Here is a 22,518-nt window from a genome sequence, read left to right as displayed (position 1 = left end):
AATGACAAAAATGGCGCAACTCTCGCAAGCAGACCGGCGGAATCGTCTTGAACAGGCGCTTCGTGAGGTTGCCGACGGAAAGCGTCAGTCTTTGCGCCTGGTATACGACCTGACATCGTCGAAACTGCTGGCAGTCATCTTGCAAATCGTACGTGATCGCGATGTGGCCGAAGATGTGCTGCAGAATGTCTTTCTCAAGGTCTGGCAGAGATCTGGAAGCTTCGACAGAAGCCGCGCGAGCCCGATCACCTGGCTTTGTACGGTTGCCCGCAATTCAGCCATAGACGCAGTGCGCAAGACAGGGCGTCGCGGGGAGGTTTCCGACGATCTGTTGCCGGATATCGAAGATGAATCACCCGACGCGGAAGGTTTGTTGTGCGATGCTGAAGACAGCGCCAGGTTGAAAGAATGTCTTGACGACCTGAACTCCGATCATCGTAAGTGTATTCGCATGGCATTTTTCCGCGGATACACTCACACCGAACTTTCGGAGGTTCTTGATGTGCCTCTGGGTACATTGAAGAGCCGGATCCGACGCGGGCTTGCTAGCCTAAAAGGGTGTCTGGGAGGCGTCGCCGATGGATGACATCGATCCTGGCGACCGCGATCTTTTCGCTGGCGAATATGCCTTGGGCGTACTTGAAGGAGACGAACTAGCGGCTGCCGAACGGCTGTACCTTTCGGATCGTGACTTTGCCGAAAACGTGCGCTGGTGGAGCTATCGCCTCGGCCAGATGGCCGAATCCATGGGCGCGGTTGAGCCTTCTGCCAGTGTTTGGCCCAATATCGAACAACGCCTTGTCGATCGCGACCCAGTCGACCGCCAGATCGTTGAACGCCTCGAACAGTCAAGGGCCAAGGGCATCAGCGCGTGGGCGCTTGCCTTCGGAATGGCCGGTGCAGCGGCTGTAGCGGCAGTCTTGACGCTTTTGCTTGTGCAACCTGCCGGGCAAGCCCCCATCGCACCGGTAGAAACCACCGCGCCCGCTTCCGGTCCGGTGCTGATCGCGCAATTGCAGAGCGCCGACGGCGCGTTGACGCTGGCAGGACTTGTCGATCCCAACGCAAGCGAGCTTTCGCTAAATATCGAGGGTTTTGCACCGGGCGAGGGGCAAGCGGCTGAGTTGTGGGTGGTGCCAGCTGGCGGCGCACCGCAATCGCTGGGCCTGATTCCGGCAAGTGGTTCGTTCGAACGCCAACTGACAGAGGCCGAGCAGCAAGCGCTGGTCGCTGGCGCGTCACTCGCCGTGACTTACGAAGATGCCTCAAGCGCACCGCATGAAGCTCCCTCAACAGATATTCTGGTGATCGGCGGCCTTTCAAGCGTCTGAGCCGCCGTCCGGGAATTGCCCGACAAGCAGATGCTTTGGCAATTCCGGACCGGAATTAAATTTTCACCCTGATGCATCCGCGGCGGCAGTTGCGACGTAGCTCCCTCAGCATCCGGATGACCGGCTGCGCTCGAACGCCGGAAATACGCGTTTCCCGGCACAGGGAACTCAGGGAGTTCAATATGAGAAAAAAGACCACAGTGCTGGCCGGAGTGGCAGTGCTTGCACTTGCCGTGGGTGTCTCACAATTCGCGCCCGGACTGGGTTCGATAGCAGCCGATCACCTCGACCCGCCCGGCCGCACCGATCCCAACGTCGACAGCACGCCGGACCGCGCAGCAGATATTGCTGACCTGTATGCCTGGCATACCGCCAACAACATCAACATCATCCTCACCTTTGCCGGCCCCCAAGCGACCGACCGACCAGCCACCTATGACCCGGATGTTCTTTACACGATCAACATTTCCAATGCCGGTTCACGCGCGGATACGGAAATCCCGATCTATATCCGCTTCGGAAACGGCCCAAATCCCGGCCAAGCCGGAGTGCAGGTAAGCAATGTGCCCGGCACGACGAGCCCCATCGTAGGGGCCGTCGAAACCGACATTGCGCGAAATGGAGTGAGGGTGAGAGCAGGCCTGTTCGACGATCCCTTCTTCTTCGACCTTCAGGGTTTCAGGGAAACCGCCGACACCGGAACGCTCAGCTTCATGTCGGACCGAGACTTTTTCGCCGGCCAGAACCTCACCGCTGTCGTGCTTTCCATTCCGCGTGACCGCATCGAGAATGGTGACAATTTGATCGATATCTGGGCCGAAACCTCGCGTTTTGGAGGACAACTCTGATGACCAATAGAAAAACACTCAAGTCGCTGGCCCTGGCACCGACAATGCTCGCGCTCACCATGCTGTCAGGCTGTTTCGACGGTGATGACGATGATGACGAAATTGTAGTCGCGCCAACTCCGACCCCGACGCCAACACCCACTCCTACTCCAACCAGCGCGTCCTTTGACGTAACGCCATGTCTGGAGCAGAATATTCCGGGAACAGGGTTTACTGTCGCCAATGCAGTGGTTCCGGACACTTTGACGCTCAACCTGTCGGCTAACGGAGGTGGCTTCCCGAACGGCCGTTTGCTGCGCGATCCGGTGATCGATGTGACGCTGGCGGTGATCTTCCTCGATCTTTCGGTGCATAGCCCGACAACATTGGCTGCCCTGCCTCTCAATCCACCGTCGAACGATGTCGCGTTCCGAACGGGCTTTCCTTTCCTGGCTCCACCGCAAGGCTCGCCACCGACCGCTACTCCCGGCGGCGCGTCCTTCGCTTTCAGAACCAACGATCCCTCGGCCTATGTGAGGGTGGACAGAATGGGTATGCCTGCAGTTTCGACGGCGCTCATCGGTTCCGACAGGAAGATCGCCTACAATGACGCAAGTCCGGCCGACGATGTCACCGGCGAGTTTGTCCCAGACTTGTCGGCCCAGTTGACCGGGCTGACCAATGCTTTGGCCGATGACCTGACAGGCGCGGGCCTTACGCCTTGTGCAGTGCCGAGCTGATGGGTCGCCGCATGCCTTGGGGGCACATCTGGGGCAGCGGCAGTGATCGCAGCCGTGGCAAGGTTTTTGCTTTTAAAGCACTCGTCCTTTCTGCGACTGCGGTCACCCTGATATTCGGTGCTGAAACCCTGTTGCACCGCGGAGACCGGGACGTGTCCGCAGCCGCCCTTCCGGCTGCTGGATACGGCCCGGTCGACTACGAAGCAGAACTCACGGCCTCCGATCGCCAAATGAGTTTGATGAAAGAGCGTGTCGCATTCGCCGAGGACGAGTGGCTGCGGCACGAAACCCTTGCCCGGGCCGCTCTTGCGCGGTTCAAGCTCACCGCAGAACCGAGCGAACTGGCGCTTGCCAACGAGAGCATTGCGCGGGCCAATAGCCTGTCTCCTGAAGGTTCGGGACCTCTACTTACCTCCGCAGAAATCGCGATGGCGCGGCATGATCTGGAAGGAGTGGAAACGTTTCTTGACCGGTTCGACCGTGTCGTCGTCAGTCCCGGTCAATCGGCCTTGGCAGTAGCCAGGGCAATGCGCGGTGATATCGCCTTCTATCGTGGCGATATGGCATCTGCGGAGCGGCTGTATCTGGAGGCTGAAAGCATCACTCCCACTGCCGGGACCGCGATCCGGCGATCAGTGCTCGCCCGCTCTCGGGGGGAATTTGATCAGGCGATCACCTTTATCCGCGAAGCTGCCCAGCGCGACCAGTTGCGTACTCCCCGTTCGATGGCAGCCTTTGAATTGCAGATCGGCATGGTTGAAAGCGCCCGGGGGAATTTCGAAGACGCTGCAACACGCTATACGCGGGCCGATGAACTATTCCCGGGACACTGGCTGACCGAGTTCTATCTGGCCGAAGCGCAGGCCATGGCCGATGAACTCGCCCCAGCTATCGCATCGTTCGAGCGTATCGCGAGAGAAACCGGCGATCCGCAAGCTATGGATGCGGCCGCCACGCTCCACCTTGCAAACGGCAACGAACAATCGGCCCTGCGCTGGAGCAATCGCTCGGCCGCTCTTTGGCGCTCGCGCGTGGAAGCCATGCCGCTGGCCTATACGGCGCACGCATTCGAAAGCGCCCTGGCTTTCGGCAACCCCGAGCGCGCGCTGATTCTTGCTCGCCGCAATCTTGCGATGCGGCCATATGGCGATGCCCATATCCTGTTGGCGGAGGCGTTTCTTGCAAATGATCGGCCTGCGGAAGCTCGGGCGCATTTGCTGCAGGCAGAAGAGCAAGGCTGGCGTAGCGCGCCGCTCTACGCGCGCCTGTCCGAAGCTGAAGAGCAGCTTGGCAATGTGTCCGCGTCACGCTCTGCGGCAAACCGGGCCGAACAGTTGAACCCGCACATTTTCAGCCCGAAAATCGGACGGCTCTGGTTCGGTCACGGCTAATTCGCGGCCGTCATCACCGTCGGATGTATCGTTTCTCACGAAGCGGACGCATAATCTTGTGAACGCGAAACGGCGGCGAAACACCCCGTTCAATTATTTCTCGCGCATGAATGCATCTCAAAGCAAATCCGCTTCGTAGCTGTCCCGCCACCGCGTATGGCTGGCGGTCTGTTGCCGATGCCGAGCGTGCAACAGCGCTGGGCCATCTCGCCAATGCGACAGGTGTTCGATCCGTCGCTGTCGGTGAAGCCGCGGTAGCCTCGGGTGATGGAGCAGTTGCACTGGGCAATGAAACCGTCGCATCCGGTGCCAATTCCGTCGCCATCGGCAATGGCGCGACTGCCACTGCCGACGGACAAGTGGTTGTTGCCAGCCTTGCTGCCAGCACCGCCGTCCAGACCGGTCCTGTCAACTTCGTCACCGCAGACGCCAATGGCACTCTCGGCCTCACTTCGACGATGGGTCTGTCGGGCCTTGCCAGCAATGATGACGTGGTGGCCAACAGGGCAGCGATCGATCGACGTTAACTCCGGTCTCATTTTCACGAATTCCGCGAATATCGGAGCGAATGCCGCTGCCATCGGTGCATTACAGGGACAGACAGCGACACTGTTCGATCTCGCCAACGAGAATGCGGTCGGTGTCCGTGAAGCCAACGAAGGTGCGGCATTGGCACTCGCGATGGAATCTCCGGTCCTGATGCCTAGCGACAGCTTCGGTATTGCCGGTGGATTTGGTTACTACAACGACCGGATCGCAGGTTCGGCCAGCGTTGCCGCACGTCTTTCCGACAATGCTTACCTTACTGATGGCATCGGCATCGGATTTGACGAATGCAAGGTCGGCGCAAGGGCCGGCTTCCAAGCCAGCTGGTAACAGCTATCCCGGTCTGAACTTACTCCTGTGGACCAGGAGTGTGGGGTCGAGGCGCAAGCCTCGGCCCCATTTTTGTAGTGGCCTGATTGGTCTGCTGGTACGCATCCTGCTGCAATCGTCCCGCTCTGAATTGATCTAACCTCATGCGCGGCCACACCGCCACAGCGCAGGCTTACGCCCGGCACAAGCCTAGTGCGCGTCTGGCATTGAACGGGTACGTTCGATATCATCAACGACATCGTCTCGGATCGCCACAAGGCCAAACACGAGAACCGCTCATATCGTGAAGGGGCATCCCGTTCGGGAATGTTTCGCAGGTGATGCGAGAGAACTGTGAGCTTCGGAGCCAATATGTTGGGCCGTGGGTAGCTGACTTAGAAGGCACGATGAGGCGGGACTTGGGCCGTAAGCGGACTGTCCGATTGCAGCGTTTGAGATGAATCAGCGTTCAGTCAGCAAGCGACCAAATTGCGGACATTCAGCGGTACATGCCCGCCTCCTGAAAGCCGCCTCTTCCTGGTACGAGCACGTCAACCAGCCGCCTTGACTGCGGGCGCCTGCCAATTCTGGGGTATGCCGCTTGGGTAGGCGTCCGATTGTCCCTCTTGCGAAGCTTGCCACTCCTTGAATTGTCGCAGAGGCATCGGATGTCCAGTGAAGTAACCCTGGATAAAGTCGCTTCCAAGCAATTGCACGTATGCAGATTGCTCAGCCGTTTCCACGCCCTCGACAATTACCTTCATCGACAGGCTGTGGCCAAGATCAATAATCGCCCTCAGCAACTCGGCGCCCTGCCGCCCCTTGTCCAAGGCATTAACGAAGCTGCGATCAACCTTCAGCAAGTCGAATCCAAAATCCTTGAGATAGCTCAAACTCGAATATCCGGTGCCAAAATCGTCAAGTGCCACCTTGATACCCGCTTCACGCAATTCACAGATAGTTCGCCCGGAAGTGCGAGTATGTGTAACTAGAACCCCTTCGGTGATCTCCAGTCTGAGCTTGTCCGCCGACACCCCATGGGCATCGAGCTTGTCGATAATCTTGCGCGCAAAGTGCGGTTGTCGAAATTGAACAGGTGAAACGTTTATCGCGATAGGAACATCGACCGAGTTGGCGATATAGTCGAGAGCGCGTTCAAGTACCCAATCGTCCAGCGCTACCATCTGCCCCGATTCACCCGCGATGGAAACTAGTTTTTCCGGCGAGATCGGCCCAAGTACTGGGTGGTTCCAGCGGAGCAAAGCCTCAGTACTAGAGAGAGAGCCTGAGCGCGCATCGACTACCGGCTGTAAATGAAGATCCAAACCTTCACCCGCCAGCGCGCTTTCAAAATCGTTACGGATATTGCGCCGGAAATTGAGAACCGCGTCCATTTCCGGCTCAAACGCCTGCACCGCGTCTCGATTATCACTTTTCGCTCTGTACATCGCCACGTCACTGCGGCGGAACATTTCACGCGGCTTTATTTCGCCCGTTGAATTCACTGAAATCCCGATACTGACGCCGATTTCCAAGATTTGGCCATCGACTTCTAGCGGTTGCGCCAGGACATCGAGCATCTGCGAAGCGAAGAGCCTAATCAAACTTTCAGCTTGAGGGCCCCAAGCGGCGGCTCCGAACTCATCGCCGCCGAGACGCGCCAGCATGACCTCCGGCGGACAAACCCGGGCAAATCTCTCGGCCACGATCGATAAGAGCGCGTCACCCGTGTCGTGCCCCAATGCGTCATTCACGTCTTTGAAGCCGTCAAGATCAGCAAACAGAACTGCTGCCTGAACTTTTGGTGGGGCTGCGAAACGATGTTCCAGCTTTTGCCAGAATGTGCCGCGATTCATCAAGCCAGTAAGTTTGTCGGTCCCACCTTCAGGCAAGACGTCAGCCTCAAGCAGCAGTTGTCGTCCAGCTGCAAGGGCACACGCGATGGCTCCAAATGAAACCAACGTCAGAATAAGCGAAAGATTTTGCGCAAGCGTTACGAAGATCACCGCCAGCGCGGAGACAAAGACGATGCCTAAACCTATCTTCCTGAATGGCACAAGGAAGGTTTGGTCGCGAGAGATCTCGGCATTGTTGTGTGAGACTTCGGGAGTTTCATCGGTGTCGATTTCGGTTTGGGCCTCAGGCTGAACGCCGATTGCGACATTCGCGTCGATGATCAGCGCGAGTAGGTTGCGGCTGGACACGATAATCCGAGAGAGGCGCCGCTCGTCGCCGTCCCGCTCTTCCTCATCGGCATCCTCGAGCAGCATTTCGCTGTATCCGATAACGACGTCCAAAGCAGTTCGTAACTCATGGCTCGCGCCAGCCATGTAATCCCTGACCACGCGGTCGTTATCCTGCAACTGCCGTATTCTCTTTTCACGGCGATTGGCTAAGTCGGCAGTTTGCGTCAGGATTTCGCCAAGTTTGGCACCATCGGCACGAATCCGCGAGAAATACGCGGTGATTAAAGTGACAAATACGGCAGCAAGTCCGGACGAAGTGACGAACAGAAAGCCTATTGCGGACGGCGCAATCCTTAGCATGTCGGGCCAGCTCGAATATGCGACTGCAAAAGTGCCGATTTGAAGGGCCATTATCCCACCCCAGGACATCAAATTGCGGGGAAGATAAAGGGCGCCCGTCAGTAACGCTACGATCAGCCACGCGGCAAACGGGGAGTTGGGGCCACCGTAAAAGAACGATCCCAGCAGACTCAAGAAGGTGACGAGCTGCACTGACAGATTTGCTGCCAGTTTCAGCTTCTTGCGAGCCACCCAAGCCAATGACCAGAAGGGAACTGTCAACAGGAGACAGGCGATTGCCGAGATGGCAGGAGCGGGATCAATCGCCATGGCAAGCAGAGCGATTGGGAGTACAAAAAGCGGCATAAGAAGCTGGGCCGCTAAAAAACTCCGATATAGCGTAGTATGTCCATCTCGCGCATTGAATAAGCTGCGCAGAACCGAAATGCGGAGCATCAAGGCCTTGAGGCTTTCGGTCGGCGTGGTTTTCAGCTGCGCAGGCATAATCAGCTGTTAACCGCGATGCGTTAATTGCCCGTTACGCATAAACGGGGAGGCGGCATCCGTGGCCAATCTAAGGATAAAAATATTGGAATGGTCAACGGGGACTCTCAAGCGCGTTGGTGCGACCGGGCGTGCACAAGCGCGAGAATGCAGCGCTAAGCTACCTCATGTGAAAATGTTCGTTTTAAGCCACGTTCTCGGTCCGTTTATCGGCTTGGGTCTAGCGGCAGCATTGCTGGTTCTGGGTTATCCGGCAAACTTCAGTTTGATCGGCTTCGCGACACTCTCGATTCTGTTCTGGGCATATCCCGTCGCATTGACACGCGGTTGTCCTTACGAGCTGCTGTGTCTGGTTTCCCTCGAGCATCTTCTAATAACTATTTTATGGGCAGCATTCTTCTATGGTGGAGCGACTTCTCCTTTCCTGTTGTGGCTTGCGATCGTCCCCCTGCTAGCATTTCTCTATTCCGCACAAAGTACCACGCAGTGGGTTACGTTATTGGCCCTTCTCAGCCTGAACATTGGCATGTTCGTAATCTTAGTGCCTATGGGTTCGCCCACTTCGCCCGGTGGGCTGGAAACTATGTACTGGCTAGCCTTCCTTTCGTTCATCGGCGCTTCGATCTATGTCGTCATGATGGCTTTCTATTTGGGACGCGTCCTCGACTCACGGGACATCGTAGAACTTGAGGTAGCGGAGCATCGCGCAATTGAAGCCACCCTTGCCACGCGGGAGATGGGTCTGCGAAGCTTTCAGGCGACAAAAATCGCCGGGCTTGCTCGACTGGTCAAACAGGGTGAGGTGGAAGTCGCCAAGATCATAGCTGATTGCTCACAAGCTGCTGAATCGACAAACGGAGCAAGCATCCCGCTGAGCAATCCAGAACTTGAAAATATACGAACCGCCGCTCTGCGCTTCGAAGAACTTCTCGGCAGCATAAATCGCTACGAATTTCCAAGTCGGGAAGGTCTAAAATAGCCTTTCATTCTATTGAAGCTATCAGGTCACCGTGCATGGCCAGCCGATCATCTGGCAGGCCATGAAAATCTGTATTTTTGGCTGCCAATGGACCGTAAGCGGAATGGCCAGTTATGCTCGACAATTGAGAGATAACCGCCGTTAGTTAAGCAAGAAGAGCTAAAAGCGAACTCCGCAATTTACCTACAGCATTTAGTTTCAGACCATTTTCTCACAGTCTCGAACGCGGCAACGCACCCAACTAATTCTAGTCCACACGCTCAATCGAGGCTAGAAAGTCGGCTTTAAGATGTTCGTTGATCAGATTTTTTAAGACAGAATATTGTCTACAGCTAAATTCGCCTTCGACAGTGTCGTTCGGCGCCATGAGATCAGCATGATGTAATGATCACTCAAGCACTGCAGCATCGATCTGGGCGGATCATCGCCATTTGCAGGCTCGCGCTTGCCGCGGTCTTTGTTCTCGCGATATGGCTTGACCCGATGCAGCCGGTGCGCAGCTCCGCACTGGGTTATGCAATTCTCGCGACATATCTTTCAGTGGCGCTTTTACAGCTGGTCATCGCATGGCGGTATTGGTGGCATGATCGCTTTCTCGCGCTCCCCGCATATATTCTCGATCTTCTCGTGTTCCTTGCAGCAGTCTATTTTACCGAGAATGTTGCCGAAGATTTCACGAGCCCGTTCATCGCATTCTTCGCATATTTGATGCTGGCAGCAACCCTGCGCTGGGATTGGCGGGCTACGATTTGGGCAGCCGTGGCGATATGCACGAGTTACTTCGTTGTTGGCCTGATTATGGATTTTTGGTCTGTTGAATTGAACGCGCATCGTTTCGCCCGTCGGATCGGTTACATGATTGTGCTAGCGCTGATGTTGGTCTGGTTTGGATTGGAAAGGCGCGGCATTTCTGTAGCGCGGTTCCGGATCGTTGACGCCCTTTCTGAAAATGACACCGCGAAGATGGCCGAAGCGTTACGGTTTGTATGTCTAGTCACCCGGGCACGAGGCGCCGCAATTTCTTGGCAGCTTGATGAAGAGCCGAGCACCTCGGTTTATCGCACCAATGAAACCGGCATTGGACCGCTTGTTCTCTCTCCGATCGAATTTGCTGAAGATCGCTCTCACTCGGAGAAGGCTGTCGTATTCGAGCGACGCGGACGATGGCTATATCAAATTCAGGAAAATTCATCCCCTACTCGCATTACGGCAAATCCGCCCACACTCGCGGCCTATCTCGAAATCACCAAAGGGGTCTCAGCCCCTCTTGTCGCGACTTCTGGCCGCGGCCAGCTGCTGCTTTATGACATTCCCGGAATGTGCGTAGACGACCTCGATATGGTCCAGACAGTCGTACGCGAGATTACCTCCGAATTTGATCGTCAGGCGCTGGGTCAAATGGCACATAAAGCAGCGCTCGAACGCACCCGAGATGTCATTGCCAGAGATTTGCATGACAGCGTTGCGCAGACTTTAGCGGCAGTGTCATACCGGCTCGAAGGCTTGCGCAACTGGATTGTCGCAGGTCACGATCCGGATCCCGAAATCGTCGAGCTAAAGAAAGCGCTGCGGAGCGAACAAGCACACGTTCGGGGACTAATCGCCGATTTGCGTCCAGGCGGTGCTTCGCGGATTGATAACTACGAAACCGTAGCCGATCTCGAGCGAATGCTCGCCAACCTTGCCAGTTTTTGGCAAGTCGATATTTCATTTGCCGCTCCGGAACAGGTGAGCTTGGCGGTGAATCTGTCGCACGAGCTTCAACAGATAGTGCGCGAAGCCGTTGCGAATGCTGTCCGCCACGGTGGCGCCAGTTGCATCACGTGTGAACTCAAGCAAACCGGCAACAACTTGACCATTTTTTTCAGCGATGATGGATGTGGCATCGACGCGTCGCATATGCCTGCCGGCCCGCGATCGATTCGAGACCGGGTCAATGAGCTCACCGGAACATTGACAATAGAAAGCGGTCCTCAAGGCACATCGATCACAATCGATATTCCAATCGAGATTACCTCATGATTTCTGTACTAATCGCCGACGACCATGCTTTCATCCGCGCTGGTGTTGAGGCTGTTCTGCGTGGTTCGCGCTACTTCATTGTCGCGACCGCCAGCAACGGTGCCGAAGCGCTCGTGGCGATCGAAGAGCACGATCCGACGCTCGTCATCCTGGACCTCAGGATGCCAAATATGGATGGGCTTGCGACCTTGCAGGAATTGCGCAATCGCGGTGATCAACGGCCCGTGATCCTGCTCACCGCCGATCTCAACGACCAAATTTTCCTTGCTTTGATCAAGGCGGGTGCGAACGGCGTCATGCTGAAGGATGGGGCAGAGGAGCGTCTGATTACTTGCCTTGATGCCGTTCATGACGGCCAGCACTGGATCGAACCTGAGCTGGTCGGAAGAGCTATGAGCTTGACCGCTGACGGACTTCCGGCAGGCCCACTCTCCACGCTGGCTCCGCGCGAACAAGAGGTAGCCCGCCTTGTCGGTGAAGGAATGCGTAACAGCGAGATTGCGGAAGCGCTGGGTATCTCAGAGGGAACGGTAAAAGTGCATTTGCACTCAATTTACCACAAGCTCGACATACGCAGCCGCACCGGCTTGGCGATAATCGTGAATTCGGCAAACAGCTAGAAAACCCGGCGCAGTTCCACTTTGATGGTCCGACCAACTGGATCGCGCCTGACAGGCTGATAGGCTTGCGGCACGATGTCGGCGTCGTTTGTCACGCGCTGCCTTTCATTCGCGATATTGTCAAAGACGAGAGTAAAACGGGTTCCGTTGGCAATTGGTGCATGGGGGAACACGTCCGCCAGGTCTGCAATGACACGCAAATCCACCGTCGTCAGCGGCTCAAATGTCAGCAGGTCGGGTGCTTCGGATGATCCGATGACAAGATAGTTCACGCCACGCCTTTGCGCGTTCAACCGGAAGCCGCTGAAGCCCCTCATCACAGCCAGAGAGAGATCAGTTGAATGCCTCTGCCGACTACCACCGATGCCGACAGCGCCTCCTCGTAAGAGGTCAATTTCGGGCAATCCTTCGCGGATTACAGTGCGGCTGTTGAGCAGGTACGTATGGGATGCATTCACCTGTAGATCGATACCGGGGGTCCGCCGGGCAGGCGTGCCAGCCTCGCGGTTCGCAGGGGTAAGCACTGTCTCGACAAGTGGAACATTGAAGGATGCGCCAAATCGAATTTGTTCGCTGCGTTGACGGGCAAAGTTGACCGACCTGCTGTCGACAAGAACTAGGGTGCCGGTGGAATCGCGCTGGAACCTGTCGGGGAAAGCCGCAACCACTGCTGAGCTAGGAATTGGCAAGGCGCCAATCTGGTTGCGCAGGTCGGTATCCAGATAATCCAGATTGAGCAGCAGGCGGTACTTTGCCAGCGGTGACGCTGTTAGCGAAAGGGTTCTGGTTCGCGCTTCCTCGCTTTGGATGCCTCCAACACCGCCGTATACAATCGTTACATCGACAGTTTCGCCCGTCAGCGGGTCAAAGTACGGGACATTGGGCGTTCTGAATTCGGGAGCGGCAAGCAATTCTGCAATGATCGGCTGCTCCTGACGCGAATCTCTCGCGGCGAGCCGTAGCCATTCGAGAATTTGCCAGTTGAAAGCTACGGCGCGTCGATCAAGCGTCCCATAAATCCCTAAATCAGTCCTGCCGATATCGAACGCTATTTCGCTATCGCCCATGGCGGAAAGAAATACGTCTGCGCGGCTTGTCAGGGGAATGGTCAGGCCTGCGTCAGCCGCATATTCGTGACGAGCAAAGACCCTGTCACCAAAACTGTCGCTCGCGTCGAGATCAACCCAGCGAGCGCCGGTCGAAAAACGCGCCCAAATCGGCGAAGTCCATAAGGCGAATAGGGGACCGGCTGCATCTGCTGCAATCTCGGTTGCGCTATTGGTGCTTTCGCTAATCCGACCCTCAACCGGGATGGTGCCAGCCAGAGAACCGTCGAATGGATTGGTTGCGTCGCCCACCGTACCCGCGCCATTCAAGAGTGCGCCCGCAAACTGGTTTTGATAAGTACGTTCGCGATCGTCCCAGCGAGTGACGAGGTTGGCTCGCCACTCGCCCCAGACCGCACTGAGAGTCGATGAGATCGCAATGTCGGTATTGCTGCTTGTGCTTCTCAGTGGCCGAGATGGATCATTGAGCGCCAGAAAAACCGGCGTTGCAAATGGCGAGCTGGGGTTGCTTTCCGGAATTCTGAAGCGAGCTGACGGCAGTCCGTTGAAGCTTTCAGATTCAAACCAGTTGATTCTCCCGTTGAAGGAAACGGAGAGCCACGGCGTCAGAACCTTGTTTCCCGCCAAGGCTATTTCGATTGGGCGCGAAGATCCACGGAGCGTACGGAATTCGCTCTGCATGCTCGGATTGATCGTGTTTGCATTCGCGAGCAAGCTGGCTAGCGTTGGCTGCGGGTCCCCCGCATTCAATGCGACCACGGTCACTGGCTGACCGGCTAGCGCGCTGAAAGCTGGATCAATCTCAGTCCCGAAAACCGGAGTGATGTTGCCGACAGGCGAATAGGGAATGAAGTCAGCGCGGGGAACGAAATCCCGCTCTGATTCAAACAGGTTTGCTGATCTCGCGCCGCGGATCGTCAGGCCGATGCGGTCCTGGCCTTCGATGTAATTCAGCAGCAATTCTCCGCGTGAGTTGCTCCATCCTCCCTCGGTGGCGAATTCGTGACTTGCGGTCGTTGTCGCGCTTCTGACCGAAGATCGCAGAATCACATTGTAAGCACGTTGTCCGGCAATCCCCCCGACGCGCTGGGCTGCACCGCGTGGCAATGCCTCAATGCTGGCAATCGCTTCTACCGGAAGATCGGCAATGTCGTTGGGATCCGATATCCTTTGCCCATTAACCAATATCGAGGGATCAGTATCGCCATTTTCGCGGCGGATCTCGTCGAGTAGTTCACCGAGGGTACTAGCGGCGTAAGATGCAAGATAAGCCGGATCGTAGTTCTGTTCGACTGGCAAGTCCTGCAATGGACTGACGATAACGCGATTGCCGATGACGACAATATTGGGCTCATCCTCTTCCCCTTGGCTTTGCTCAGGTGTCTCAGATGGCGTTTGTGATTGAGCATCCTGCCCCCTGACAGGTGCTTCACATCCCAATACGATTGCCATGCTCGCGCAGGCCAAGAGCAGTGAGTGCCTGCCTTTGATCAACCGACTACACTCCTTGAAGCGGCGGCGCTGTGACTACGCCCGAAACAAATGCCTCGCCGGAAGAATCCGGCGAGGCAGGATCAGCAGACAACCTCAGGGGTCAATTCAGGTTGCCGGCGGGACAGAGATGTAGGTGCCGTTGCTGGTCTGCGAACCGCCACCCCATGGGGCGACGTTGAACCAGGTCGTGGTGCACTTGTTGCCGGTATAGCCATTCTGCTGCCGCCACTCGCCAGGTACACCGCGCCTTGTGGAAGTGCTCGGCGAGATGCACACGACAACCTTGCCGATGAAAAGATCGCCCGAAATTTCGAACCGACCACCATCTTCCTCGTGGCCCATCAAATTGTCTGTCTGGGTTTCGGAGATCGGAACGCCGGCTTCGGGATTGCGCGGTTCATCTTCGTCATGTGCCGGGTCATCTTCGACCCATTCGCATGGACCAAGAGTGACCCCTTGATGAATACCGTTCAAGTCCCATTGCCGACATGCCGCTGCTTGCGGATCGGCCTGCGAGGGTCCACGCCACTCATGGTGGCCTGTCGCCGGATAGCGTACTCGTTCACTCATGTTGCAGCTAAAAGCATAGCTGAACATACTGGTGAAATTGGCAGTATAATCATACCGGCTGTGAGGGTACCACGCCGCGCTTGCCCGCTGGTCGCCGAACATGTTGACGCTTCCGCCGGTGCGATAAGGGTCGCCGGCGATGTACGGGTCCGAGGGTATTAGGTCTCCATACCCTTCAATTTCGCCCACGATGGTACGACCGCCGACTTGAGTTGGACCGCTAATCAGCGATCCGTTGATGCTACCCAAGTCAAGCTCTCCACTCCACGCAGGACCATGAGCCAACGCAAGTGAATTGCATTGCGATTGCATTGCAGAAAGTGTCGCCCCGTTCGGACCTTGCGCGCTTGGCGTCTCCGTCGCGATGGCAAGAGCGGGGGAACTCATGATCGAAGCCAGCGCGGTACCGCCGATCATGGTGATGGTGAGCAGATTTTTCATGTCAAAGCCTCCTGTTCATACGCTCGACCATGGCTTCCCATTGCCAACGGGAAGCTTTGCAGGGTGCTTGTCGAGTCGTGGTCGATGAAAAGGTTAATAAGCCTTTAAGTGCGATTCTACTAGTAAATCTTTGGCTAAGTCCTGAAATGGTTCAGTTTTTATTTCCTCAGATTTAAGTAGAATAACTCTTTGTCTATAGAGCTGAGTATAACTTATAGTATATAGGTAGTATATCTTTCGATATAGTCGGCTCTCATGCGCCCCAAGTCGCCGCGTTCAACGCTCCGCATCAAGCCTGCATCTGCGTGATGCAACTCCACTCCGAGGCTCAAAGGATGGCGGCTAAGCAGCAGCAAAGGGGAATGATTCCGAATGGCGCAGCACGGCAAATTGGGAACTTCGCATCCGCGATTCAAAAGGGGCGGTGAAAATCTAATTCACCGCCCCTTCCCTATCAGTCGATAGTAATGGTCACTGCTCTACGGTTCTGCGCCCATGCAGTTTCGTCGCTGCTTACGGCTGCGGGCCGCTCTTCGCCATAGCTCACCACGTTCAGACGCGAGGCGTCGATGCCGAGGGAAGAGAGATAGTTCTTGGCAGCATTGGCGCGGCGTTCTCCCAGCGCGAGGTTGTATTCGCGCGTGCCTCGCTCGTCCGCGTGGCCCTCAACGGTGGCGCGCTTGTTCGGATACTGCGTCAGCCATTCCGCCTGGGCACGCAAAGCGGCAGCGTCGACGTCATCGATGTTCGAGCGATCGGTATCGAAATAGATCACGTCCCTTCCCCCCATGCGCTGGAGAAAATCAGCTTGGCTACCCGGCACCACTCCAGCAGGACGAGGAGCGGCCGGTGCAGTAGCTACACCCGGCGGAGGGGGGGTGGTTTCAGGCGGCTGCTTCTTTGAACAGGCGCTAGATACCAGAGCGAGAGTAATTAGCGTGATTACGGATACTGAACGGGACACTGGCGAAAACTCCGATTCCATGAGGTAGTCGATTGCTCGCCGCGAATTTACTGCCAATCGCCGGCTGACAGTTAGTATGGGATTTTCACGCCTCGCATAAAAATCGCGTAGTAACGATCGAGCAATTTTCGTCCTAAAATACGATCAGTCAGCGGAATTCCCCAAGTTGATCGCTGATCTTACGCAAAGTCGGCAGGTCCAAAGCTCCGTTCGTCCCCCGATAGAGCCGGACCTGCCGCCAACACTTGAATCAGGCAGGCGATAAATCGGCGTTGAGGCGGTAGCCTACCCCCGGTTCGGTCAGAATAAGTTCTGGGTCGGATGGATCGACTTCCAGTTTATCGCGCAGCATAGAAATGTAGCTTCGCAGGTATTGCCCGTCGATCCGCGGCGTTGCCCACCCGGCGATCATCATCTGCCGCTGCGTAACGACCTGCCCGGAGTGGCGGGCAAGCAACTCGAATAAAGCGAACTCTTTCGGAGACAAATGGATCGGTTCTTCCATCAAGGTGACCACCCTTGTGGTAAGGTCGATTTCCAGACCGGCGGAGACATACCTTGTGACGGTACGACCGCCTAGCTCGGTCCGTCGCCGCTCTGCCACCCGAATACGCGCTAGAAGCTCGTTCAAACTGAACGGCTTGTCGACATAGTCATCGGCGCCTTCATCCAAAGCGCGAACCTTGTCCTTCTCCAAGTGACGGGCGGAGATAACGATAACTGCGGCCTCCGCCGTCTGCTTTATCGCCGGTATCAGTTCAATCCCGTCGGCGTCCGGCAATCCTAGATCCAGAAGCACGAGATCGAGATCAGAAGCGCCGACCACATCTAGCGCCTGCTTTGCATCAGCCGCCTCGAAAATTTCATGGCCCAACGAAATCAACACAGGGCGCAAGGCATCGATGATTGAGGGTGCGTCATCGACGATAAGGATACGCATCAAGCCGACACCGCTGGTTCGATATCAGCGATAAGCGGCAGTCGGAATTCGAAGCGTGCGCCGCGTCCGTTAACGACTGGCGAATGCACCGTTAAGGTACCAGAAAACGCCTCGACAAAGCCCTTGGCTATGAAAAGCCCCAAGCCAAGGCCAGCCTTTTTCGCGCTTTCGCTGCCCTTGTAGAAGCGGGTGAACACACTCGCTCGCTCACGCCCGAATATGCCCGGCCCATGATCTGTCACGGTGATGACGGCTTCATCTCCCGCATAAGTTAGTCCAACTTTGATTGCGGCAGCCTCACCGCCAAATTTTTGGGCGTTGTCGATCACGTTGTAAATCGCCTGCTGCAACATTCCCGAATTGGCACGTATGAAATGCTGTTCGCGCGGGACCTCGCGTTCCACGCGGATGGAGGAATGGACACTGCGTGCCTGGTTGATCGCAAGGTGCATGATCTCTGCTGGATCGACAACCTCAAGCGCGTTCTCTTGAATGCCAGACTCGATCAAGCCGACATCAAGAAGCTCGGCAGTGTAGCGATCAAGTCGCTCGCAGTGCTCAAGGATGGACGCGAGCAAGCGCTCCCGCTCAGCTTCGGGCAAATTGACTTCGTCCGAATTGAGTGCCCCTGCTGCAGCCCTGATTACTGTAAGGGGCGTGCGCAGGTCGTGGGAAACTGACGAAAGGAGTGCATCTTTCAGTGCCTCGGTCCTGGCTAGAGCGCGCGCCTCCATCACTTCTTCGAGAAGGAGGCACCGCTCCACAGCCAATGCCAGCATTGATGCGATCGACTGAAGGTTTTTCTGATCCGCGCGTTCCATGGGATCGCCAACGAGTTTGAATTTGACGATGCCCAGCGAGCCACGCGCACCGGTGAGTTCGACGATGGCTGACTTGCCCGCTCCACCAGACGATGTGTCGGTCGAAGTTTCAATCAGGGGCTTTAGCTGGTCGATATCGACCTCGCCGGTTGATGGCCGGTAATAGGTGTCACCACGGACCAGGAAAATTTCCACCGCGCTTACGCCTTCGCGTGGCACAATCGCGCGGATTGCGGCCTCGACTTCCTCAATTTTCACGGCTGATTGCAACCGGTCGCTGACGGCCAGCAGGAACGCCGTCTCGGACTGCGCGACATAGGCTCTTTGCGCAGAGTCCTTTAGGCGCCCCACCATCACAGCAGCAACAAGGGCAGCCGCATTGAAAGCCAGCAGGGGAACCGCTTCGTCAGCCGTCGTAATGCCAAATCGGAAGGTCGGCTCGCTGAGGAAGAAGTTGTAAATCAGCGAGGCAGCGATGGCTGCAACAAGACCGCTGAGAAGGCCCGAACGAAAGGCGATAGCGATGACGCCGGACAGAAAAACGAGAACGGCCGTGATCGGTCGATCTCCAAGTTGCGCCACATATGTTCCAGCGACCGCAAGCATGAAGATGATGACGTCAATGGAAATATCGATGACAAAGCGTCTGGTCACTTTAAGTGGGCTCCCTGATAAATGAATGCGGGAACGATAGCCGGTTTTTGCCCTCAACACTTCAACGCCATTTTCACATGCAATCGGAAAGGCGCCGGAAATAGTCGTACGAATTTCAAAATGGCGATGCTCGCCATGGCTACCAAATAGCCGACTGACTTTGCCTGGATCCTGTCAAACAGGAGTAGATCTCTGACTGCACTTGTCTGCACAAAAAGAGAGAAGGCCGCAGAACTGCGCCATTCTACCGGCAAATGCCGCCCGGAGGCGAAAATCGGTTAGCTTGGCTGATTGTTTGGTGCGGTCGAGAGGATTAGAACCGACTTTTCATAACGCTCTGTATTATCAGTATTCTACTAAATAATGAGTGCGCTCAAACTTCTTTCATCCCTCATTTCATCCCCCTTCAGAAGCCCGATACCCGCTTCCTCAAGTTGTTCGGCTAGACGCGAGCATTTGCTGATAATACACTCTCGCTATGCGCCATCTTGCAATTTTGATCGCCGCGACGCTTGCCGCTTGCTCTAGCACACCGCCATGCGAGCAAGACACGACAGCGTTTGTAATGTCGCAAGAGTTCGTGAAGCGCCAACTCCGCTCTCCCAGCACGGCCGACTTTCCCTTCGTCAATTCTAGCGGGGTATCTGTTTCTCGGTTCACGGCAAGCAATGGGCAATGCGCGTTCACCGTCCGTGGATACGTCGACGCTCAAAATGGGTTTGGTGCGACCGTCCGCCAGAATTACACGGTGATGCTTGCCCCTGATGCCAGTGGCAATGATTGGAGCTTGCTGGATATTACGATGTATTGAACTGCACTTTTGCGATCAATCTCCGGGCATCCAGTTCAATAGCAGCACCCAGCCGGTCCAGATTTCGGGCGGCGTCTCTCCGTAAAGCGCGAGAATAGCCTCCAGATCGGCTTCCCCGGTGAAGTTGAGTTGCCAAGCCAGATGCTCCAGCGGCGTGAAACGCACAATGCGCTGGGCCACGGTTAGCTCGCTATCATAAGGGCCGAAATTGCCCTTCGCATTTGCTACGGCCCGCCAAAATTCATCTGCGGCGCTCGCTGCCCACGATGCGGGGCTTTCGGCTTCCAGTGCCTGCACACGACGCTCCAAACTCCGGCTCATTGGCGGTTCTCCAGCGCAGCGATGCGATGCTCAAGCTCGGCAAGCCCGGTTGCATTAGCATGAGCCTCCAGCAACTTCGCGAAAGATGCCGCTTCGGTAGGCGTTAGCTCGCCAGCCGCCATTGCAACCAGCAACGCGCCGATGGCCTTTGGATGATCGGTCAGGCTTTCAACGGCTGGCAGAGTGAAATTGATCGGGCGGTCCTTCGGTGCGGGATATAGCCGGTCCATGCACATACGAAGGGATTGCACGTCGCCCCCGAGAGCTTGCTGGATCACCTGCCGGGTTAGCGCCTCGGCTTCACCGCCAATGAGCGCCTCCAATGCAAGAGAGACGCTGTGACGACTGCCAGCCGGACGGCCCTTCGGATTGCCAGAAACGCCCTTGCGAAACGTCCCGTTCTTCCGGCGGCCTGTTTTGGCAGGGCTATCAGGCATGCACTCCTCGCTTTCGCGGAAGCACCTATCGGATTTCTTCGCAGCCTTTTACCGCCATCAGGCCAATTAGGTGGAACGCGCATTGCCTGCGAGAGACTAGATCTCTTCGAAGAAGTCCTCATCAATTCGCTTGATCCTGACAGTGCGGCTCACGCGCACGCCAACGTCGTGTTCAATCATCAGATCGGTAAGGCGGGAGCCGTCAATCAAAATGATGCGCTGAGGAATTTGATTTGCATATTCACGTGCACCACTGCTGAATGCGGAAGTGGTGACGAAAACTCCCTTGGTTGCGCCGAACCCGACCAGACTGCCGACGAACGCTTGGACTTCCGGACGTCCTACCGAGTTAGCCTCCGCGTATCGCTTGGCCTGAACATAAATTCGGTCGAGACCAAGGCGGTCTTCATCGATCACTCCGTCTACACCATTGTCGCCGCTCTTTCCGAGCTTCAATGCAGCGTTTTCGTGAGTGCCGCCGTAGCCCATCGCAACAAGGAGATCGACTATCACCTGCTCAAAGAATGTAGGGGAATTGTCGAGAATACGTTGCAGCAGGTCACCACTTAGAGCTGAATGCAAAACCGCTTGAGCCGCGTCGATTTGCTCTTCTGGGGTGGCTGTTGAACCGGCAGCTGCCTTTGTGACAGGCTTTTCGTCCTTTGGCTTCCCAGAGGCACTCTTTTCCAGGAACTCTACGAATGACGGATATGCCTTAAGCACCTCATTATCGATTGTAGGAGGGTGAGACGCCAAGAGCGCCATCCCATTAGGGGTGGCGCGAAACAACCCACGCTTTGGGTTTTCGACCAACCCTGCCTTGCTCATATAAAATTTGGCCCAGTGGATACGATTGTGCAGCACCCGTTGCCGATTGCTTGGCAACATTTCCGCCCGATCATCTTCGCTGAGCGAGAGTTGATCCGCGATCTTCTCGGCTGCCTCAGGCACTCTCATTTCGCCTTGAGCGGCTAACTGCAACACCGGGAGCATCAATGTCTGGTAATCCGGAATAGCCAATGCGCCGTCCCCTTGAGAGAAGCCTCTTGTGATGTGCAGGTTGGCAACTAAATCACGGCAACGCAATAAATGGGTTACCCGATCAACCACAGAAGTCGACTGAGCGCGGTATGTGCAGAAGCCTAGCGAGGATGCGCAAGGTCGCGGTTCGCGCATTTGTAGTCTACTAGCGGCATTCGTGCTGCCGATTACGAGCTTAGCGTTGATTAGCGATGGAGCACCGGAGATTTTAGCGAGGTGATCATACGGACCGTAATCGACACCAATAGTCTGCAAGATCCCCGGCTTGACCATTACCTATCTCGTGGAACTAGCAACATCGCGGTAATTCCGGACGCGGTATTAATGGAGACTTTCAAGAAGAACGCGCTGCTATCGGCAGAAAAATCCACTGCAATCCTGCGACGTTATCCAAGACAAGTCGCCATACTGAAGCGGCCCGACAAAATCCTTCGCCTCAGCTCAAGGTCGAGTGGTCTCGGACCGCGAATGATCGATGCCAAGCAGACTGCGGCTTTCCAGACATTCAATCAGTTTTTAGGCGATGCACAAAAGGGCGGAAGAGAGCGGGCTTATATCGAAGCTAGTCAGAAGGAAGCCGAGGACAATCTGGCCTTCCTCTTGGAGAATGCAAAACAATTTCCGCGCATTTTTGACAGGCTCACCTCGTTATTCAGCAAAGAACAGATAATCGAATTGCGAGATAGGCTACCTCGCTCTTCCGAAACTCAAGGTAAGCTTATCGATTTGATGTTTGAGCAAACTCGGGTGCTTTACGAGCATGGTGGAATTGAGAAGCATTATTGGCCAAAAACCGTCGGAGATGCGATCAATCTATTCCCCTTCCGCTACTCGCTTTGCGTGACATTACTGTTTTCTCATTGGGTGGCCGAGGGAAAGCAGATGGAAAAGAAGCCAGAGAAGATCGTAAATGATATTGTAGACGTAAATGTCGCAGCGACGGCTACTTACTTTGACGGCATAATGTCCAATGACGCGAGTGTTTCGAGCCTGCACTCCGAGGCCAGATACATTCTTTCACAGATCGGCGGGTATTTAACGACGGCTTCCCAGCGAGCAGCGGCATCAAGCTAGCCTCGACTGAGCAACAAGCACTTTCCACCCGGGGCATTGGCTCTTACGACACCCGATTTCGCGAGGGCTACACTCTTCGTCTCACAGCT

20 protein-coding genes are annotated in these 22,518 nt (G+C 55.9%); 11 read left to right on the top strand and 9 right to left on the bottom strand.

Annotation, left to right across the window (positions count from 1 at the left end):
• Position 1: 1 nt before the first annotated feature.
• The 7 genes from AAC850_RS10445 to AAC850_RS10415 all read left to right on the top strand — a co-directional run bounded on the left by AAC850_RS10445 (position 2) and on the right by AAC850_RS10415 (position 5,165).
• Positions 2 to 586: an RNA polymerase sigma factor gene (locus AAC850_RS10445; protein WP_340588695.1), complete on the top strand. Its 585-nt coding sequence runs from the start codon at positions 2 to 4 to the stop codon at positions 584 to 586.
• Complete coding sequence (locus AAC850_RS10440; RefSeq protein WP_340588694.1) at positions 579 to 1,331, top strand: anti-sigma factor; 753 nt, start codon at positions 579 to 581, stop codon at positions 1,329 to 1,331. Before AAC850_RS10445 ends, AAC850_RS10440 begins: the two co-directional genes overlap by 8 nt.
• 182 nt (positions 1,332 to 1,513) lie before the next feature.
• Positions 1,514 to 2,179, top strand: a complete 666-nt coding sequence (locus tag AAC850_RS10435; RefSeq protein WP_340588693.1) for a DUF4331 family protein — start codon at positions 1,514 to 1,516, stop codon at positions 2,177 to 2,179.
• Positions 2,179 to 2,898: a DUF4331 family protein gene (locus AAC850_RS10430; RefSeq protein ID WP_340588692.1), complete on the top strand. Its 720-nt coding sequence runs from the start codon at positions 2,179 to 2,181 to the stop codon at positions 2,896 to 2,898. Before AAC850_RS10435 ends, AAC850_RS10430 begins: the two co-directional genes overlap by 1 nt.
• An 11-nt stretch (positions 2,899 to 2,909) precedes the next feature.
• Positions 2,910 to 4,289 carry a tetratricopeptide repeat protein gene (locus AAC850_RS10425; protein ID WP_340588691.1) on the top strand — a complete coding sequence of 460 codons (1,380 nt, stop codon included), beginning with the start codon at positions 2,910 to 2,912 and terminating at the stop codon, positions 4,287 to 4,289.
• A gap of 110 nt (positions 4,290 to 4,399) precedes the next feature.
• Entirely contained in the window at positions 4,400 to 4,816 is a 417-nt protein-coding gene (locus AAC850_RS10420; RefSeq protein ID WP_340588690.1) for a hypothetical protein, read from the top strand.
• Positions 4,776 to 5,165, top strand: coding sequence for a hypothetical protein (locus AAC850_RS10415; protein ID WP_340588689.1), 390 nt, complete (start codon positions 4,776 to 4,778; stop codon positions 5,163 to 5,165). The genes AAC850_RS10420 and AAC850_RS10415 overlap by 41 nt, the downstream gene beginning before the upstream one ends.
• 530 nt (positions 5,166 to 5,695) lie before the next feature.
• On the opposite strand, the gene AAC850_RS10410 is transcribed toward AAC850_RS10415, so the two are convergent.
• Entirely contained in the window at positions 5,696 to 8,125 is a 2,430-nt protein-coding gene (locus AAC850_RS10410; protein ID WP_340588688.1) for a putative bifunctional diguanylate cyclase/phosphodiesterase, read from the bottom strand.
• A 109-nt stretch (positions 8,126 to 8,234) separates the two neighbouring features.
• Between AAC850_RS10410 and AAC850_RS10405 the strand changes: the two genes are divergently transcribed.
• The 3 genes from AAC850_RS10405 to AAC850_RS10395 all read left to right on the top strand — a co-directional run bounded on the left by AAC850_RS10405 (position 8,235) and on the right by AAC850_RS10395 (position 11,794).
• Positions 8,235 to 9,152: a hypothetical protein gene (locus tag AAC850_RS10405; protein WP_340588687.1), complete on the top strand. Its 918-nt coding sequence runs from the start codon at positions 8,235 to 8,237 to the stop codon at positions 9,150 to 9,152.
• 384 nt (positions 9,153 to 9,536) lie between these two features.
• Entirely contained in the window at positions 9,537 to 11,174 is a 1,638-nt protein-coding gene (locus tag AAC850_RS10400) for a sensor histidine kinase (RefSeq protein ID WP_340588686.1), read from the top strand.
• Complete coding sequence (locus AAC850_RS10395; RefSeq protein ID WP_340588685.1) at positions 11,171 to 11,794, top strand: response regulator; 624 nt, start codon at positions 11,171 to 11,173, stop codon at positions 11,792 to 11,794. Before AAC850_RS10400 ends, AAC850_RS10395 begins: the two co-directional genes overlap by 4 nt.
• Here AAC850_RS10395 and AAC850_RS10390 read toward each other — a convergent pair.
• The 8 genes from AAC850_RS10390 to AAC850_RS10355 all read right to left on the bottom strand — a co-directional run bounded on the left by AAC850_RS10390 (position 11,791) and on the right by AAC850_RS10355 (position 21,424).
• Positions 11,791 to 14,313, bottom strand: a complete 2,523-nt coding sequence (locus tag AAC850_RS10390) for a hypothetical protein (protein ID WP_340588684.1) — start codon at positions 14,311 to 14,313, stop codon at positions 11,791 to 11,793. The genes AAC850_RS10395 and AAC850_RS10390 overlap by 4 nt on opposite strands.
• A gap of 147 nt (positions 14,314 to 14,460) precedes the next feature.
• Positions 14,461 to 15,366, bottom strand: a complete 906-nt coding sequence (locus AAC850_RS10385) for a hypothetical protein (RefSeq protein ID WP_340588683.1) — start codon at positions 15,364 to 15,366, stop codon at positions 14,461 to 14,463.
• A gap of 454 nt (positions 15,367 to 15,820) precedes the next feature.
• Entirely contained in the window at positions 15,821 to 16,141 is a 321-nt protein-coding gene (pal, locus tag AAC850_RS13985; RefSeq protein WP_422723194.1) for a peptidoglycan-associated lipoprotein Pal, read from the bottom strand.
• Positions 16,142 to 16,580: 439 nt separating this feature from the next.
• Positions 16,581 to 17,270, bottom strand: a complete 690-nt coding sequence (locus AAC850_RS10375) for a response regulator (RefSeq protein WP_340588681.1) — start codon at positions 17,268 to 17,270, stop codon at positions 16,581 to 16,583.
• The gene (locus AAC850_RS10370) at positions 17,270 to 18,802 is read right to left on the bottom strand and encodes a sensor histidine kinase (RefSeq protein ID WP_340588680.1); all 1,533 of its coding nucleotides are present in this window, start codon (positions 18,800 to 18,802) and stop codon (positions 17,270 to 17,272) included. Before AAC850_RS10370 ends, AAC850_RS10375 begins: the two co-directional genes overlap by 1 nt.
• 769 nt (positions 18,803 to 19,571) lie before the next feature.
• The gene (locus AAC850_RS10365; protein ID WP_340588679.1) at positions 19,572 to 19,877 is read right to left on the bottom strand and encodes a hypothetical protein; all 306 of its coding nucleotides are present in this window, start codon (positions 19,875 to 19,877) and stop codon (positions 19,572 to 19,574) included.
• Entirely contained in the window at positions 19,874 to 20,314 is a 441-nt protein-coding gene (locus tag AAC850_RS10360; protein WP_340588678.1) for a DUF5681 domain-containing protein, read from the bottom strand. The genes AAC850_RS10365 and AAC850_RS10360 overlap by 4 nt, the downstream gene beginning before the upstream one ends.
• A 96-nt stretch (positions 20,315 to 20,410) precedes the next feature.
• Entirely contained in the window at positions 20,411 to 21,424 is a 1,014-nt protein-coding gene (locus AAC850_RS10355; protein ID WP_340588677.1) for a restriction endonuclease, read from the bottom strand.
• Between the two features lie 399 nt (positions 21,425 to 21,823).
• On the opposite strand from AAC850_RS10355, the gene AAC850_RS10350 reads away from it, so the two are divergent.
• Positions 21,824 to 22,429, top strand: coding sequence for a hypothetical protein (locus tag AAC850_RS10350; RefSeq protein WP_340588676.1), 606 nt, complete (start codon positions 21,824 to 21,826; stop codon positions 22,427 to 22,429).
• Positions 22,430 to 22,518 lie beyond the last annotated feature (89 nt).

The sequence above is a fragment of the Erythrobacter alti genome (assembly GCF_037996805.1).
GTDB classification, from domain to species: Bacteria; Pseudomonadota; Alphaproteobacteria; order Sphingomonadales; family Sphingomonadaceae; genus Alteraurantiacibacter; species Alteraurantiacibacter alti.
Note: the sequence above shows the minus strand (reverse complement) of the source record. Positions and strands in the feature narration are given on the sequence as shown.

What these genes read in the sequence shown, in the direction of transcription:
- AAC850_RS10440 (WP_340588694.1), top strand. Translation starts at nt 579, where the DNA reads ATGGATGACATCGATCCTGGCGACCGCGATCTTTTCGCTGGCGAATAT.
- AAC850_RS10365 (WP_340588679.1), bottom strand. Translation starts at nt 19,877, where the DNA reads ATGAGCCGGAGTTTGGAGCGTCGTGTGCAGGCACTGGAAGCCGAAAGC.
- AAC850_RS10400 (WP_340588686.1), top strand. Translation starts at nt 9,537, where the DNA reads ATGATCACTCAAGCACTGCAGCATCGATCTGGGCGGATCATCGCCATT.
- AAC850_RS10410 (WP_340588688.1), bottom strand. Translation starts at nt 8,125, where the DNA reads ATGCTCCGCATTTCGGTTCTGCGCAGCTTATTCAATGCGCGAGATGGA.
- AAC850_RS10375 (WP_340588681.1), bottom strand. Translation starts at nt 17,270, where the DNA reads ATGCGTATCCTTATCGTCGATGACGCACCCTCAATCATCGATGCCTTG.
- AAC850_RS10425 (WP_340588691.1), top strand. Translation starts at nt 2,910, where the DNA reads ATGCCTTGGGGGCACATCTGGGGCAGCGGCAGTGATCGCAGCCGTGGC.
- AAC850_RS10420 (WP_340588690.1), top strand. Translation starts at nt 4,400, where the DNA reads ATGCATCTCAAAGCAAATCCGCTTCGTAGCTGTCCCGCCACCGCGTAT.
- AAC850_RS10395 (WP_340588685.1), top strand. Translation starts at nt 11,171, where the DNA reads ATGATTTCTGTACTAATCGCCGACGACCATGCTTTCATCCGCGCTGGT.
- AAC850_RS10360 (WP_340588678.1), bottom strand. Translation starts at nt 20,314, where the DNA reads ATGCCTGATAGCCCTGCCAAAACAGGCCGCCGGAAGAACGGGACGTTT.
- AAC850_RS10435 (WP_340588693.1), top strand. Translation starts at nt 1,514, where the DNA reads ATGAGAAAAAAGACCACAGTGCTGGCCGGAGTGGCAGTGCTTGCACTT.
- AAC850_RS10430 (WP_340588692.1), top strand. Translation starts at nt 2,179, where the DNA reads ATGACCAATAGAAAAACACTCAAGTCGCTGGCCCTGGCACCGACAATG.
- AAC850_RS10385 (WP_340588683.1), bottom strand. Translation starts at nt 15,366, where the DNA reads ATGAAAAATCTGCTCACCATCACCATGATCGGCGGTACCGCGCTGGCT.
- AAC850_RS10445 (WP_340588695.1), top strand. Translation starts at nt 2, where the DNA reads ATGACAAAAATGGCGCAACTCTCGCAAGCAGACCGGCGGAATCGTCTT.
- AAC850_RS10350 (WP_340588676.1), top strand. Translation starts at nt 21,824, where the DNA reads ATGATCGATGCCAAGCAGACTGCGGCTTTCCAGACATTCAATCAGTTT.
- AAC850_RS10415 (WP_340588689.1), top strand. Translation starts at nt 4,776, where the DNA reads ATGACGTGGTGGCCAACAGGGCAGCGATCGATCGACGTTAACTCCGGT.
- AAC850_RS10390 (WP_340588684.1), bottom strand. Translation starts at nt 14,313, where the DNA reads ATGGCAATCGTATTGGGATGTGAAGCACCTGTCAGGGGGCAGGATGCT.